We start from the raw sequence: 15,792 nt of genomic DNA on the forward strand, positions 1-15,792 counted from the left end.
AACCAGAACTCAGATTCCTCCTGCGTCGGAATGACAGGAAAACCACCCCAGCAACGACCAGACGCGAAGCTTGGCGTCTCTACAGCCATACCATTCATGAGGATTTCACTCATCTTTTTTCTGCTTTTTTCACCCAGCCTGCTCTTCGCTCAGACGACGCCGCGCACGCTGCCCCCGCCTACCCCGGCTGCCCCCACCCTACCCGACGGGCCGCTGACGCTCCAACAGGCCTTGCAAACCGGCTTGCGCCAGAGCTTGCTCATTCAAACCGGCAGTCTGGAGGTAGAGCGCCAGCGCGTTCTGTCCCGCACCGGCTACGACCTGCCGCGCACGGTGGTTGATTACCAGGTGGGGCAGATTTCCGGGCCCTTGCGCGACCAAAGCCTGAACATTGTGCAGCAGTCGGCGCTGCCGGGGGTGTACGGGGCCCAGCGCCGGCTGCTGGAAGGCCAGATTCTGACGGCTGAGCAACGGGCCCGCGCCCAACGCCGGGAGCTGACGTACACCATTCGCAGCACCTACTACGAGTTGCTGCTGAGTTACCGGCGCGCAGCCCTGCTTCGGCGCCAGGACAGCCTTTACCGCCGCGCGGCCCGGGCGGCCCGCATCCGCTACCAAACCGGCGAAACCAACCGTTTGGAGCAAGTATCGGCCGAAGCCCGGATGCGGGAGCTGCAACATCAGCTGGCCCTCACCCTCACCGACCAGCAGGTGCAGCAGCAGCAACTAGGCGTCCTGCTGAACCTGGGCCGCTCCGCCGCCATCGACACGACGGTGGCGCCCGTGGTCGTGCTCAGCCCCACCGACACGGCCGGGCTCACGGCCGCCTCCAACCCTACCCTGGCGCTGCTCGAGCAGGAAATTGACGTGAGCAAGCGCCAGACGCGGGTGGAGCAGCTGCGCCGCCTACCCGATGTGCGCCTGGGCTACTTCAACCAAACCATCAACAAGGAACGGGGCTTTCATGTGGCCCAGGCGGGCATTGCGGTGCCGCTGCTGGGCGGCATCCAGAAGGCCCGCATCCAGGCCGCGCAGTTGGGGGAGCAGGCCGCCGAAGCCCAGCTGCGCTACGCTACTACCCAGCTCAGCGGGCAGGTAGCGGGCCTGCGCCGCCAGCTTACGCGGGCGCAAGCTTCACTTACGTATTACGAGCAAACGGCCTTGCTCCAGGCCCGCCTCATTCTGGATACTGCCGAAAAGAGCTTCCGCGCCGGTGACATCGAGTACGTGGAGTACGTGGTGAATACCGAACCGGCCTGGCAAATCCGGACGGCCTACCTCGAGCAAATCCGGCAGTACAACGAGCTGGCCCTGCGCCTGCAAAACCTGGCCGGCCCCGACGTTCCGTAAGCCTCCGCTACTTGCCTGGCGCCTTCCCTGTAGCATAGCAACTGCCCATAAAAAACGCTCCCGTTTGCTTGTTCATAAGCATGATACCTTCGCCTTCCGCCTACATGAAATATATTCTCCCCCTGCTGCTAATCAGCCTGTTGACTGCGTGCGGCACGAATACTCCCGACCAACCGGAAGCCGCGGCCGCTCCGGAAGCGGCGGCCCCTGCTACCCCTACCAGCCCCGATGAAGTGCGCATAAGTTCGGCCCAAGCGCAGGCGGCGGGCGTAGAAACCGGCGCCTTCGTGTGGAAGAACATGACCACCGACGTGCAGGCCAACGGTAGCATTGATGTGCCCCCGCAGAACCGGGCGTCCGTGTCGGCGGTGCTGGGCGGCTACGTGCAGTCGGTGGCGGTGCTGCCGGGGCAGCAGGTGGCGCGCGGCGGCGTGGTAGCCGTGCTCCGCCACCCCGACTACCTCAAGCTGCAGCAAGACTACCTGCAAAGCAAAGCCCGCGTCACCTTCCTGCAGAAAGAACTGCAGCGCCAGCAAACCCTGGATGCCGAGGATGTAGGCGCCAAACGCAAGCTTCAGCAGGCCCAGAGCGACTATGCTTCCGAGCAAGCCACCCTGCGTACCACGGCCGCGCAGCTGCGGATGCTGGGCCTCTCCATGAGCCGCCTCGACCGGGGCGAGATTTCGCCCACGGTGCCGCTGGTGTCACCCATCAAAGGCTACGTTAAGACGGTGAACATCAACCCGGGGCAGTTCGTGAATCCGCAGGATGTGCTGGTGGAAATCGTGGACCGCTCCGATTTGCACCTGGAGCTCAAGGTGTTCGAGCGGGATATTGCCCGGGTAAAGAACGGCCAGCGCATCCTGTTCAAGATTCCCAGCCGGGGCTCAACCGAAGACATGGGGGCCCGGGTGTTTCTGGTGGGCAAGGCCTTCAACGACGACGCCCGCACGGTAAGCGTGCACGCCCACCTGGAGCCGGAGCGCGACGATGTGTTGCCGGGCCAGTACGTGTCGGCCCACATCCAGACGGCCGGCGCCCGCCAGCGCACCCTCCCCGAAGATGCCGTGATTCAGGCCGGCGAGTTCAGCTACGTTTTCGCCCAAACCGGCCCTGGTGCCTACCGCCGCTACAAGGTCCGGACCGGAGCCACTGAAAACGGCGACGTCGCCATTACTCCCCTGGAACAACTACCCGATACTACCCGTCTAGTCCGACACGGTGCGTATTTCCTGGACGCCGAGCTGAAAAAAGGCCAAGACGCGGAGGAATAAAGTGGTGAGGTGGTGAAAAGGGAGTTTGCTGTTCTGCCGGTGCGGCTGGCCTCAATAAGGTGACCTGTTGGTAGCACATTGAACAACCATATGGACAAAGCCCTAGCGGGGCGGCACTGTCGTTCAACGACTGGGTGCTGCCCCGCTGGGGCATGGCGTTTTTACACTCGGGTTTTCCACCGATAGGTTGCCCCAACGGGCCGACCATCAGGCTACTGTTTGGCTAGGCGAACATACAATTCACTATGTCACCATCTCACTATATCACCACTTCACTCTCCTAGCCGCTGGCGCAGCTCCTGTACTTCGCGCTCCAGGTCCAGGGTGCGAAACATTACCTTGGCTTCGAGGTCGGTGTAGGCGCGCTCTAACTGCTCCTGCAGTTGTTTTTGTTCGGTTACATCGGTGTTGGTGCCGCACCAGCGCACAATACGGCCTTCTTCGTCGCGCACGGGAAGGGCGCGCGTCAGAAACCAGCGGTACTCGCCATCGTGACGGCGCAGCGGGAACGTGTCTTGCCACCGCTCGTCTCCCGCCGCTACGGCCTGCTGAAAACGCTCTTTTACGCCCTCTACGTAGTCCGGGTGGTGCACTTTCTGCCAGCCCCAGCCTTGCATTTCGGGCAGGGTAGTGCCGGTGAAGCGGAACCAACGGTCGTTGTACCAGAAGATGCTGCCGGTTTCATCGGCCATCCAAGCCAGCTGCGGAATAGCATTGGCCAGGGTCATGAAGTCCTGCTCCCGCTTGCGCAGGGCTATTTCCTGCATTTTCTGGTCGTGAATGTCCGTGCACGTACCAAACCACTTGATGATTTCGCCCGCTTCGTTGCGCACGGGTACCGCCTGGCCCAGAAACCAGCGGTAGTCGTTCTGCCGGGATTTGAAACGGTATTCAATTTCGTAGAACTCGCCGGTAGCCAGGGAGTGCCCCCACACCTGCCGGGCCCGGGAACGGTCGTCGGGGTGCAGCAGGTTGTTCCACATGTCCGGCCCTACGCTGTCGGCCAGCGTATAACCCGTGAAATCAGTCCAGCGCTGGTTGAAGTAGGTGTGAAAGCCCGTGGCGTCCGTGGTCCAAACCAACTGCGGAATCAGTTCGGCCAAAGAGTTGAAGTCAGCCCAGGAGCCCAGGCTTTCGGAGTTGCTCTGGCGCAGCTGCTCCACGTCCACCATGTTAATGATCCACTGCTGCAGCTGGTTGTTTTCATCAAGCTGCGGGTAGCCCATGCTGCGCACCCAGCGGTATTCGCCATCAAAGCGCCGAAACCGGAATTCTATCTGGTAGGCCTGCCGGGCAGCCAGCGCCTGCTCCCACTGGGCAGTCGTACGGGCTACATCGTCCGGATGCACTTGCGCGCCCCATCCCGTAGCAATCTGCTTTAAGGTTAACCCCGTGAAATCCAGCAGCTCCGGGCTGACGTACACGATATTGCCCGCGGCATCTGCAATGCCAAGTAGCAAGGTTGAAATCGGGAGAGTAGTGGGCTGATAGTTCTCTTCGGGGCGCGAAGTACTGTTCGGAGTTTCAGAATTGGCAAAGGCCATACGAAAACATACAGTTAGCAGAGGTGATAAGGGAGTTACGGGCGGGTTAGCTGCATTTCCATCCCCGATTGGAAATAGAGGGAAAGTTGGCTGCTGCTACCGTCGCGGGAGCGGCGCAAACGGGTAACCAGGGCGCGGGTTTTCTCCTGCTCCATATTTAATTCTAAGTACGGGCGGTTCAGCAGCGTGTCTCGCTGCACCTGCCAGTTTCCCACATCCTGTTGCCCCGGTGCCTGAATAGCTACCCGGCCGGGCTCTAGGTGAAAACGCTCGGCGCGGGCCAGGGTAGTGGCCGGATTGGTACGGTTGAGCACCCGATTAGCTACGTGCCAGTCCCCGGTTAGAAAATCGTCGGGCAGTTGCTGCAGGTTAACGTCGAAAAGCAGTTCAGACATAGACACCATAAAGGTACGGCAGTAAGCTCAACAAATACTACGCCACAGGCTTGTTTATAGCAACTAACCAAGAAAATATGTACCAAAGGGAAAGATACTCTTGTCCTTGGGAACAAATAGTAAATATAGCAAAACAGCCTCCCGGCCCAAAGGCTAGGAGGCTGTTACTTTCTTGCTGGCTTCTGCACCGGTTGCAGAGGAGGAGGGATTCGAACCCCCGGAGGTTTAACCCTCAACGGTTTTCAAGACCGCCGCAATCGACCACTCTGCCACTCCTCTAGAGTTAAGCTACATGCATCGTTGCAGAATACAGCAAGCAAAAAAGGCTTTTTCACGCTTTGAAAAAACCAGTGCAGAGAGGGGGGGATTCGAACCCCCGATACCCTTGCAGGTATAACGGATTTCGAATCCGTCGCATTCGACCACTCTGCCACCTCTCTAACGGGTCCCAACCGAGTGGTTTGGGATGGCAAAAGTATTGATCAACATCTAATGGACAATACGACGGCTGAAAAATTTCTTCGATAATTTCCTTACTCGCTCATTGCCAGCTATTAAGGCTTTACTTAGCAGTGGGCACTGGCAGTTGGCGCTTCAGCCGGCCCGTTACGGCATCAATGCTGACGTTCACCTCGAAGCCCAAAATCAGGGTCATGCACACGAAATCCAGCCACACCATGAACCCCACCAGCGTGCCGATGGAGCCGTAAAAGTGGTTGTAGCTGTCAAAAATCTTCACGTAGAGAATGAAGAGAAAGGACACCAGAAAGATAAGCAGAGTGGCCACCACGGAACCCGCCGATAGAAACGGCCATTTATCGTGCACGGGGGGCACGTAGTAATACACCAGGCAGGTAGTAAGCAGAAAAAGGCCGACTACGGAGCCGTAGCGCAGTAAGGCAATCAGCTGATCGGTAAGGTGTTCGGGCACAATTTCGTGGTAGACCAGCGCGTCGATGATATAGGTCCCGAAGAAGATGCCGGCCACGGAAAACAATAGCACCGAGGATAACACCACCGTTAGTAGGGTAGCAATTACCCGCTTCCTAACGTAAGTGCGCTTTTTGAACGAGGGGTACTTTTTCTCGAAAGCGTCCAGCAGGGCCATAATGCCATTGGAGCTGAGCACCAGGGCGGTAGCAAAACCAAAGCTCAGCAGCCCGCCGTGCGGAATGTTCACAATGTCCTCAATAGTGCCCGAAACGGCCAGGTACATTTCCCGCGGAATCAAATCGGACAGAAACTGGAGGATGTCCAGGTTCAGATTCGGGACGGGGATGTAGGGAATGAGGGTGAACAGGAAAATGATGGTGGGAAAGATGGCAATGGTGAAGTTGAAGGCCATGTAGCTGGCCCGTTTCGCAATACCATCGAGTTTGATTTCCTGCAGCAGCCGATCCACCACATCGTACACCGAAGCCTGGCCGCCGTGGAAGCGGAGCTGCTTCAGCCACACGATAAACCGGCGGTAGCTTCGCCGCCGGCGCACATCGGGCATTCGGTAGCGACGAACGGGAAGGCGCATAAGTGAAGGGGCAGGAAGTAAGGGTGGGTAGCTACTAAACTACGCCGGCGTGAGAAGTGGTTCCGGGCGGGCTTATGGCTTGGCCACCCCTCCCCGGCTCTATTTCAGGAAAGCGGCCGGGGCGGGCGGGTTTACCGGGGCTTTGGGTGGGGTCAGGGGCCCGGCCGTTTCGTCGTCCGTAAAGTACGGGGCCAGCTTGGCCTGAATGTCGGATGGAATAGCTACCGGGCGGCCCGTGGCCATGCTCACGAACACCATCAGGGTGTGGCCTTCGGTGAGTAGCTCCTGAGCCTCGTTGTAGATTTCATACTCGAACAGGATGCGCGAGCCCTCGGCGGGCTGTTTCAGCAACAGGCGCACCGTCAGCAAATCGTCGTAGCGGGCGGGGCGGCGGAAACGGGTCCGAATTTCTCCTACCGGCATTCCTACTCCATCGGCCTCCAAATCCTTGTAGCTAATACCCAGCTGCCGGAACGCCTCCGTGCGGCACACCTCAAAGTAGGCGGCGTAATTGCCGTGGTACACGTAGCCCATCTGGTCGGTTTCGGCGTACCGCACGCGGATATGGGTGTCGGACTGATACATTCTGATTAATGTGCGTAATGGAAGAAATGGGCTGAATGTGTTATGAAGTGTGTAACGGAGCGCGAAATGTCAACGACTGGAACAGTGGCACGTTCCTCACATCATTACCACATTTTTCACATCTAAGCTTACTTCATGATACCGGCCCGACTGAGGGCGGCCTGGTAGCGACGGGCATTGACGAGGTGCTCCTGCTCGTTGCGGGCAAAGGCATGGTAGCCGCTGAAATCCTCCTTGGCGCAGAAATAAAGGTAGTCGTGGCTTTCGGGGTTCAGCACGGCATCAATGCTGGCAATGCTGGGCAGATTGATAGGGCCAGGCGGCAGACCGGCATACTTATACGTGTTGTAAGGCGAATCCTTGGCTAGGTGTACGTTGAGCACGCGCTTAATGGTAAAATCGTGGTTGGCGTACACCACCGTGGGGTCGGCCTGTAGCTTCATGCCCCGCTTGAGGCGGTTGAGGTACACCCCCGCTACCCGGGGCCGCTCATCGGCGTGCTGCTGCTGCTCGGCTTCCACAATGCTGGCCAGCACGCTTACCTCGGCCCGGCTGAGCCCGAGCTTTTTGCGCTTGGCGTCGCGCTCCGGTGTCCAGAACTTCTCGTACTCCTTTTTCATGCGGCGCATGAGGTTGTCGGCGGAAGTGTTCCAGAGCAGCTCGTACGTGTTCGGGATAAACATCGTCAGAATACTGGTAGTATCGAAGCCCAGGCTTTTGGTGTACGCGGGTGAGCTGAGCAGCGAGTCGAACTGGCTGGGCTGGGCATCAATGGTGGTGCTCAGCTTGCGGGCCAAGTCCTCCCGCAGCCGAATGTTCTGGAAAGTCAGAATCAAGGGCAGCTTGTTGCTACCCGTGCGCAGGTCGTTGATAAGCTGGCGGTTGGTGTAGCCGTCTTTGAGCTCGTAGCGGCCGGGCTTCACCAGCTGGTCGTACTTCAGCAGGCGAGCCACAAAGTGCAAACTCAGCTTATCGACAATAACGCCGGTCGCCTCAATGGAATCGAGTACTGCTTTGGCCGTTTCGCCGCGGCGCACCACCACGTAGGTAGGCCGGCCCTTGGTTTCCACATTCGGCGTGAAGAAAACCTGATAGAAATAATACGAGAACGTAATGAGCAGCAACCCGATAACGCCGGTAACGTAGGCAAAACGGTTGCGCCGGCGCGTGGCCTTGGCTTTGTAGTCGATGCGGGTTTTAGCCATGAGCTCAGAGGGTGGTAACAAAACGGTAACATGGCTCGCCGGGACCAAACTGGCTTGGCCAACAGATTCGAGCTAGTTTTGAGCTTCAAAAGTACAGCTTCTTCATTCTCCTTTTTCTCCTTTCATCCCTATGGCACACTCTTACTCTTTTGGTTTCTTTATGCGCGGCCTGCTGGGCCTGGCCCTAAGCGCCAGCGCCGTTTCGGCCTCGGCCCAAACCACTACCCCCACCGGGCCCACTCCCATCAGTGTTACTGCCGGCGCTGTTTACTCCCAGAATTTTGATGGGACAGCTACTACCGGTACTGCCACTACTACGGCCTATCCTGCTGGTTGGGCTGGCGTGCGGCTTTCTGGCACCGGAACTGCTAACGAAGCCTTTGCAACTTTAGCTATTACGGATGGCAGCGCCAACTCAGGAGCAGTATATAGTGTTGGTACCACGAACGCTACTGACCGGGCTATGGGCAGCATAGCGTCGGGCTCCACAGTGCCCGCTTTCGGGGCGGTATTCATCAATGGTACTGGTGCTGCCGTAACGCGCGTAAACGTGGCGCTACGTGGTGAGCAGTGGCGGTCGGGAAGCTTTACCGATCAGAATGAAGTGCTTGCTTTCGAGTACAGCTTGGATGCAACTAACCTTACTACCGGCACTTGGGTTGCTGCTACCGGCCTCAACGTGACGGAAGTAGCCAATGCTATTACCACCAACGCTGCCCTCAATGGCAACGACGCAGCCAACCGGGCTGCCATTGCTGGCTCCATTACCCTTAACTGGCCCGCTGGAGCTACTATGTGGATTCGCTGGAAGGATACCAATGAAAGTGGTTCCGATGCCTTATTGGCCGTTGATGATTTCGCTTTGTCCACCGGCACGACTACCCTGAGCAGCCGCAAGGCAAGTGGTGCGGGCAACGTAGCCGTTTTCCCGAACCCCACGGCGGAGGCAGTAACCATTCAGGTGGCAGGCCGCGCTGAAAAGGCCGCCGTAACCGTTTCCGACCTGACGGGTCGGGTAGTGCTGCGCGGCACCGCTGCGGCCGATGGTACTTTCAGCCTACGTTCCTTACAGGCTGGTAACTACATTTTGCTGGTGCAGAACGGCGACACGTTCACGACCCACAAGGTAACCAAGCAATAGGGCTACCATGCCCCAACAAAAAAGCTCCGGTACTTAGGTGCCGGAGCTTTTTTGTTGGGGCTACTGCGCTACTTACTGTCAAGGGGCAACCTCGCCGGTGTTTTTATCGAAAAGAGTAGCAGGTTTCTGCTTCCGCTTGTACCTTGACCGCCCCGCCGCCGACTGGCCCCGGGCTGACTGCTCATCCAACCCACGCTTCTGCTATGTCCGCAACCTTGCTTCGCATTCACCCCGACAATCCGCCCCAAAACCGCTTGGCGCAAGCTGCCGAGATCCTCCGTAAAGGCGGGGTCATTATTTATCCAACTGACACGGTGTACGGTTTGGGCTGCGACATTCATAACGCCCGCGCCGTAGAGAAGCTCTGCCGTATCAAGGGCTTGCAGCCTGAAAAGGCCAATCTATCCTTTATCTGCTCCGACCTATCGCACATCACCGACTACGCTACCGGCATTACGACGCCCGTATATAAGGTGCTGAAAAAAGCCCTACCCGGGCCGTTTACCTTCATCTTCGAGGCCAGCACGAAAGCTCCCCGCTACGGCGGTGTGAAGCGCAAAACCGTTGGCATTCGAGTACCCGATAATAACATCTGCACGGGCCTGGTGCGGGAGTTGGGCAACCCCATCGTCTCGACGTCCATTCACGATGAGGACGAAATTCTGGAGTACAGCACCGACCCCGACCTGATTTTCGAGAAGTATCGGCCGCTGGTGGACCTGGTGATTGATGGGGGCTTCGGCAATAATGTGGCCAGCACCGTTGTTGACTGCACGAATGAGGACTTTGACATTGTCCGGCAGGGTGTCGGAGATATTGAGCAGTATTTGTAGTCGGATTCCAGGCACCAAAAAGAAGCGGGCGCATCCTTTCAGTAGGATGCGCCCGCTTCTTTTTGGCGGTGCTAGGCTTTGCTTTCCAGCGCCGGCCGCTTATGCTTCCAGCGGCGGTGAGTCCACAGGTAATCGGCGGGAAAAAGGCGGATGTCCCGCTCCAGCTGCTGCACAAAAGCGTCCGTAATGGGGAAGCTGCCGGCCGGGAGCGGCGCGTCACCGTCGTACAGCTCAGTGAGGATAATTTCATAATAGCCGCGCCGCAGCCGCTGAATGCTCACGTACACCACGGGGCAATGAAACCGGGAGGCTAGCCGCTCAGCGCTGGTGTAAAATCCCGACTCCTGGTTCATGAAACTTGTCCAATACGGCCGATCTTCAGGGCCAGCGGCTTGGTCGGAGAGCATGCTCACTACCCGAACTTCGCCCTTGCGCTGCACCATGTCGCGCAACGTGTCCCGCATCGGAATCAGGCCGGAGCCCGTGCGGGTCCGGAGCCGGTACAGGAAGCTTTCGAAGAAAGGGTTGCTCAGGGGCTTATATACCCCATCGGTGTGAGCCGACAGCCAGGTAGCCCCCGAGGTAAGGACCCATTCCCAGTTGCCGGCGTGCGAGGAAAGCCCCAGCACCGTGCGCCCTTGGGCAAAGTGCCGCTCCATCACCTCCACGTTGCGAAACAACACCCGCTGTTTGAGTTCGGCGGCGGGCATGGTAGCCAGCTTCAGTATCTCTACCATTACCTCCGAAAAATGCCGGTAGAACCGCCGAGCCAGTTGCGCAATTTCAGCTTCTGACTTCTCTGGAAATGAGTTGCGCAAGTTCTCGAGCATCACCCGCTGCCGGTAGCGCACCACGTACACCATCAGCAGGTACAGGCCGTAGGAAACCCCGTACAGCACCGACAAAGGCAGGCTAGACAGGCCCAGCAGCAGCCACTCCAGCGGGCGGTAATACCACGGGTAGGGCTTCAGAACAGGTGCTTTTTTCATCGGGGCATCACCGCCCCGGCGGGCGCGTAATCGGCCGGGTTCCGGCGTAAGGAGGTCGTTTGGGTACTGAGCACTTGGTTTTTGGAATTACGAATTTCGACGGTCAAGCTATAGTCACCAGCAGGCACTTTGCTTAGGTCCAGCTCCCCGGTCACTACTGTGGGCTTACCCTGGGCGGCCGTGGCGGTAGTCTGGCCGGTAGCTACATCCTTCGAGCCTTTTGGGGTCCGGAGCCGGTAGCGCACGTTCAGGGCCTGCCCGACCGGAGCATTGTAGAGCTCGGCGTAAAAATACAGTTTATCCATGCCGCGCGCATACAATCCGCCGGCCGCCCTTGTCAAACTCAAGCCATTGCGGATAAAATTATTGGCCTCTACCGCCGAGCGGCTGGCGGGCCGGCTGAGTAATACCACGCTGCTGAGCAGCGGCTTGCCCGTTCCAAATTCCACTGTCAGAGGCACTTCCACAATATCTACGTTGGTGGCGCGGTACTGGTCGCGCATCTGGGCCCGCACTGTATAGCGGCCTTCGGGCAGATTGATGCGCTTTTGAAAGCTCAACGGATTTTTGATAACGGCCGTAGTATCGCGCAGCACCGGCGGCTTTAGCGTCAGGGTTTCCTGGTAAACGGCCGTGCCATCGTTGCGCACGGCTTCCAGGGTTACGTTGGCCGCGGCCTGAAACAGTTTGGGCCCGCGCCGCTGGTAGGTAAGATTTTTGCCGGAAACCGTCACGTACATTTCTACCACGCCTCCCTTCACGGCTATATCATCGTTGCGAAAGGAAGCCACATCCAAATGCACCTGATGTTGGGCGGTAACAGAACTTACCCCTAACTCCAGGATTCCTAGGGTCAGTAGAACACGAAATAAAAACGACATAGTGTCAGAGTAACAGGCAGAACTTATTTCCCAAACGGCAGTTCGGGTAAAGCGTGTATGGCCAAACGCGCGGGCTCCCGGCCGCGTTTCAATTGTCTCATCCCAGTTTTGTCCTTACTGGGCCCATATTTGGAATGAAACCCACCTCAGCCGGACTTGCTGCAACTTTCGGCCTGGTTTGTTCATCTACTTTATTCTGCTTGGCTGATCAGCTCGTGCTTCCGGGCTTTCCGTTTCGCGTTTCCTTTCTGCATGCCTTCCGTCCTACTAGAGTCGCAATACCACCCACCGGCCGCTTTTTTCGCTGAATTACTGGGGGCCGATGCCCTCTGGCTGGAAGCCCACGACAACTACCGCAAGCAAACCTACCGCAACCGTTGCCTGATTCTGACCGCTCAGGGCGTGCAGCCTCTTACAGTGCCAGTAGTTGATGGCAACCGCAGCGAAAAAGTCCTGACCTCAGCCATCGAAATTGATTACCGTCAGAACTGGGTACACCGACACTGGCGCACCTTGCAAACCGCGTATGGTGGTACGCCGTATTTTGAATATTATGCCGACTATCTGCACGACATCTACGTACAGAAACCTCTGCTTTTATTTGACCTCAACTTGCTGCTGATCAGGTTTTACTTGCGCTGCCTGCGGTTGCGGTTGCCCATCCACCTGACGGCGGAATACGCTTCTCCCCTTTCACCCGCTTTTGTTTCACCCTTAGCCCCCGATTCAGTGCGTGACCGGCGCGACTGGCTGACACCAAAGGACCTAGCGCCCCCCGGACCTGACAGGAAGTCGGTTCGGCCCTACCCGCAGTCCTTTGGTAAAGATTTTGTACCGGGACTCAGCATCTTAGACCTGCTATTTATGCAGGGCCCGGCCGCCGGCAGTTTTCTTGCGTAGTGCTATTGCCGCCTCCGAACCATCGCCCGACACAATCTGTTTTCAGGTTACATCGGCCAAACCCGTTTTAGTGGCTTCTTTTACCCTGGCGGGGTTCCGTTTTTCTTCACTACCTTATCTGCATGGAAGCTAAATTCTCAAATCGAGTCAAGGAGGTCATCTCCCTGAGCCGGGAAGAGGCCATCCGGCTCGGGCACGATTATATCGGTACCGAACACTTATTGCTGGGCATGATTCGCGAAGGGGAAGGCACGGCCATTGGTTTGCTCAAGAAATTGGGTGTATCGGTGGACGAGCTCAAGTACGCCCTGGAGCAAGCTACCCGCAACACGGCCACGCAGGGCACGAGCATTACCGGCTCCATCCCGCTCACCAAACAAACCGAGAAGGTTCTCAAGATCACCTACCTCGAGGCCAAAATCTTCAAGAGCGAAATCATCGGCACCGAGCACCTGCTGCTGTCGATCCTGCGCGATGAGGATAATATTTCGTCCCAAATTTTGAGCAAATTCAACGTGAACTACGAATCTGTGCGCGATTCGCTGGACTACCACGGTAACACGGCGAACAACCCCACCAACGGCCCCGAGGCCGATGACGACGACAACGACCGCCTCTTTGGCGGCGGCGGACAGGGCCGTGGTGGCGCCGGGGCCGGTGCGGCGCCGAAGAAAGGCAACGAGAAGTCGCGCACGCCCGTGCTCGACAACTTCGGCCGCGACCTGACCAAGCTCGCTGAGGAAGACAAGCTCGACCCCATTGTGGGCCGCGAGAAGGAGATTGAGCGCGTAGCCCAAATCCTGTCGCGCCGCAAGAAGAACAACCCCATCCTGATTGGTGAACCCGGTGTTGGTAAAACGGCTATTGCCGAAGGCCTTGCCCTGCGCATCATTCAGAAGAAGGTATCCCGCGTACTGTTCGGCAAGCGCGTAGTTACGCTGGACCTTGCTTCGCTGGTGGCTGGCACCAAGTACCGCGGCCAGTTTGAGGAGCGCATGAAGGCCGTGATGAACGAGCTGGAGAAGTCGCCCGACGTTATCCTGTTCATCGACGAGCTGCACACGATTGTAGGTGCGGGTGGTGCTTCCGGCTCGCTGGACGCCTCCAACATGTTCAAGCCAGCTTTGGCCCGCGGCGAAATCCAATGCATCGGTGCTACTACTCTTGATGAGTACCGTCAGTACATCGAAAAGGATGGAGCCCTGGCCCGTCGTTTCCAGATGGTAATGGTTGACCCCACTACCCCCGAGGAAACCATCGAAATCCTGAACAACATCAAGGACAAGTATCAGGACCACCACCACGTTCTGTACACTGACAAGGCCATTGAGGCCTGCGTGAAGCTGTCGGACCGCTACATGTCGGACCGTTTCCTGCCGGACAAGGCCATCGACATTCTCGATGAGGCCGGTGCGCGCGTGCACATCAACAACATTGTGGTACCCGAAGATATTCTCAAGCTCGAGGAGCAGATTGAGAACATCAAGGTGGAGAAGAACCGCGTGGTGAAGTCGCAGAAGTACGAGGAAGCCGCCAAGCTCCGAGACACTGAGAAGAAGCTCATTGATCAGCTCGACCAGGCCAAGAAGGATTGGGAAGAGGAGACCAAGAAGAAGCGCTACACGGTGAAGGAGGAGAACGTGGCTGAGGTTATTGCCATGATGACTGGCATTCCCGTTTCGCGCGTTGCCCAGAAGGAAAGCCACAAGTTGCTCAACATGGGTGAGGAGCTGCAGGGCAAGGTCATTGGCCAGGACAAAGCTATCAAGCAATTGGTGAAGGCCATCCAGCGCACCCGCGTGGGCTTGAAAGACCCCAAGAAGCCGATTGGCTCATTTGTGTTCCTGGGCCCAACTGGCGTAGGTAAAACGGAACTGGCCAAGGTGCTGGCTACCTACCTCTTCGACAAAGAAGATTCGCTGGTGCGGATTGACATGTCGGAGTACATGGAGAAGTTCAGCATCTCGCGTCTGGTAGGCGCGCCTCCCGGCTACGTGGGTTACGAAGAAGGTGGTCAGCTGACGGAGAAAATCCGCCGCAAGCCGTACTCCGTTATCCTGCTGGACGAAATTGAGAAGGCGCACCCGGATGTGTACAACCTACTGCTGCAGGTGCTGGATGACGGTATCTTGACCGACGGCCTGGGCCGCAAGGTGGATTTCCGGAACACCATCATCATCATGACCTCGAATATTGGGGCGCGTGATTTGCAGGACTTTGGGGCTGGCATTGGTTTCGGTACCAAGGCTCGTCAGGAAAATATGGACGAACTGACCAAGGGCACCATCACCAACGCCCTGCGGAAGACCTTCTCGCCTGAATTCCTCAACCGCTTGGATGATGTGATTGTCTTCAACTCCCTGGAGAAGGCCGACATCCACCGCATCATCGATATCAGCCTGCACAAACTGCTGAGCCGCATCCAGACCCTGGGCTACCGCGTGGAACTCACCGATGCTGCTAAGGACTTTGTGGCCGAGAAGGGTTACGATCCTAAATATGGCGCGCGTCCGCTGAACCGTGCCATCCAGAAGTACATCGAAGACCCCATTGCGGAGGAAATCCTGAAAGCAGAAATTGCGCAGGGCGATGTCATCACGGCCGACTACGCAGCCGGAGCTGATGAACTGACCTTCGCCGTAAGCAAGAGTGGAGAACCGCAAAACCTTGCCAGCGACGAACGGCCAGAGGAAGCACCTGAGCCGAGCGACGATGAGCCGAAGGATAATAAAAAGAAAGGCGAATAATCATCTTGCCTAAATTGAAAATGGCCGGTTTCCAGATGGAAGCTGGCCATTTTTGTTTACTATATTAAGTATGTAATAGCTCCAAAAGTACCTAAGCCATTAACGCCTAGTATGCACAAATAACATGAGTTTATCAATGTCTTTTCTATATATAATTTCATCCCCTCTATTTTCTATTATCTCAAATTTTGTTGAGTTAAAAATAATATATATTTTTTCATTTTTTAAATAAAACCTCTTGTGATGACATTGATCGTAACTATACACATTGTAAATAAGCTTTATCTTTTATACCACAAAACCCTCACCTGCTGAAAACAGATGTTCAGTTGCAATATCGTTTTCCTATATTTAAATATGGCAGTGGTAAAATAGCAGGTGAATGTTATCTTGATGGATGCTTCAGACGACTCTCACCTGCCA

General features: G+C 57.0%; 13 protein-coding genes and 2 tRNA genes. 6 read left to right on the forward strand and 9 right to left on the reverse strand.

Translation table 11 applies throughout. The features are described 5' to 3' along the window. The first annotated feature begins 96 nt into the window (after window positions 1–96). Window positions 97–1,350, forward strand: coding sequence for a TolC family protein (locus tag IEW18_RS05800; RefSeq protein WP_188556869.1), 1,254 nt, complete (start codon window positions 97–99; stop codon window positions 1,348–1,350). A 104-nt stretch (window positions 1,351–1,454) separates the two neighbouring features. Beyond that, window positions 1,455–2,624 carry an efflux RND transporter periplasmic adaptor subunit gene (locus tag IEW18_RS05805; RefSeq protein WP_188556870.1) on the forward strand — a complete coding sequence of 390 codons (1,170 nt, stop codon included), beginning with the start codon at window positions 1,455–1,457 and terminating at the stop codon, window positions 2,622–2,624. Window positions 2,625–2,896: 272 nt separating this feature from the next. Here the strand turns inward: IEW18_RS05805 and IEW18_RS05810 are convergent, their stop codons facing one another. From IEW18_RS05810 to mltG, 7 genes are all read right to left on the reverse strand, one after another. Continuing rightward, window positions 2,897–4,168 (reverse strand): PAS domain-containing protein, encoded by a 1,272-nt coding sequence (locus tag IEW18_RS05810; protein WP_188556871.1) that lies wholly within the window; start codon window positions 4,166–4,168, stop codon window positions 2,897–2,899. Between the two features lie 35 nt (window positions 4,169–4,203). Continuing rightward, the gene (locus IEW18_RS05815) at window positions 4,204–4,563 is read right to left on the reverse strand and encodes a hypothetical protein (protein ID WP_188556872.1); all 360 of its coding nucleotides are present in this window, start codon (window positions 4,561–4,563) and stop codon (window positions 4,204–4,206) included. Window positions 4,564–4,757: 194 nt separating this feature from the next. Further along, window positions 4,758–4,842: transfer RNA gene (locus IEW18_RS05820), tRNA-Ser, on the reverse strand. Between the two features lie 74 nt (window positions 4,843–4,916). Beyond that, a tRNA-Ser gene (locus tag IEW18_RS05825) sits at window positions 4,917–5,003 on the reverse strand. A gap of 122 nt (window positions 5,004–5,125) precedes the next feature. Then, on the reverse strand, window positions 5,126–6,088 hold the full coding sequence (locus tag IEW18_RS05830) for a YihY/virulence factor BrkB family protein (RefSeq protein WP_188556873.1): 963 nt from the start codon (window positions 6,086–6,088) through the stop codon (window positions 5,126–5,128). Window positions 6,089–6,187: 99 nt separating this feature from the next. After that, window positions 6,188–6,673, reverse strand: coding sequence for an acyl-CoA thioesterase (locus tag IEW18_RS05835; protein ID WP_188556874.1), 486 nt, complete (start codon window positions 6,671–6,673; stop codon window positions 6,188–6,190). A 128-nt stretch (window positions 6,674–6,801) separates the two neighbouring features. After that, complete coding sequence (gene mltG, locus IEW18_RS05840; protein ID WP_188556875.1) at window positions 6,802–7,878, reverse strand: endolytic transglycosylase MltG; 1,077 nt, start codon at window positions 7,876–7,878, stop codon at window positions 6,802–6,804. A 130-nt stretch (window positions 7,879–8,008) separates the two neighbouring features. Between mltG and IEW18_RS05845 the strand changes: the two genes are divergently transcribed. Together IEW18_RS05845 and IEW18_RS05850 are read left to right on the forward strand one after the other, a co-directional pair. After that, window positions 8,009–9,019: a T9SS type A sorting domain-containing protein gene (locus IEW18_RS05845; protein WP_188556876.1), complete on the forward strand. Its 1,011-nt coding sequence runs from the start codon at window positions 8,009–8,011 to the stop codon at window positions 9,017–9,019. A gap of 203 nt (window positions 9,020–9,222) precedes the next feature. Further along, on the forward strand, window positions 9,223–9,852 hold the full coding sequence (locus IEW18_RS05850; protein ID WP_188556877.1) for an L-threonylcarbamoyladenylate synthase: 630 nt from the start codon (window positions 9,223–9,225) through the stop codon (window positions 9,850–9,852). A gap of 71 nt (window positions 9,853–9,923) precedes the next feature. On the opposite strand, the gene IEW18_RS05855 is transcribed toward IEW18_RS05850, so the two are convergent. Together IEW18_RS05855 and IEW18_RS05860 are read right to left on the reverse strand one after the other, a co-directional pair. Next, complete coding sequence (locus tag IEW18_RS05855; protein ID WP_188556878.1) at window positions 9,924–10,841, reverse strand: lysophospholipid acyltransferase family protein; 918 nt, start codon at window positions 10,839–10,841, stop codon at window positions 9,924–9,926. Continuing rightward, window positions 10,838–11,722 carry a hypothetical protein gene (locus tag IEW18_RS05860; RefSeq protein ID WP_188556879.1) on the reverse strand — a complete coding sequence of 295 codons (885 nt, stop codon included), beginning with the start codon at window positions 11,720–11,722 and terminating at the stop codon, window positions 10,838–10,840. The genes IEW18_RS05855 and IEW18_RS05860 overlap by 4 nt, the downstream gene beginning before the upstream one ends. A 252-nt stretch (window positions 11,723–11,974) precedes the next feature. Between IEW18_RS05860 and IEW18_RS05865 the strand changes: the two genes are divergently transcribed. Together IEW18_RS05865 and IEW18_RS05870 are read left to right on the forward strand one after the other, a co-directional pair. After that, the gene (locus tag IEW18_RS05865; protein ID WP_188556880.1) at window positions 11,975–12,622 is read left to right on the forward strand and encodes a WbqC family protein; all 648 of its coding nucleotides are present in this window, start codon (window positions 11,975–11,977) and stop codon (window positions 12,620–12,622) included. A gap of 122 nt (window positions 12,623–12,744) precedes the next feature. Next, window positions 12,745–15,369, forward strand: coding sequence for an ATP-dependent Clp protease ATP-binding subunit (locus tag IEW18_RS05870; protein ID WP_188556881.1), 2,625 nt, complete (start codon window positions 12,745–12,747; stop codon window positions 15,367–15,369). The last annotated feature ends 423 nt before the right edge of the window (window positions 15,370–15,792 follow it).

The sequence above is a fragment of the Hymenobacter glacieicola genome, from assembly GCF_014640315.1.
Lineage (GTDB): Bacteria > Bacteroidota > Bacteroidia > Cytophagales > Hymenobacteraceae > Hymenobacter > Hymenobacter glacieicola.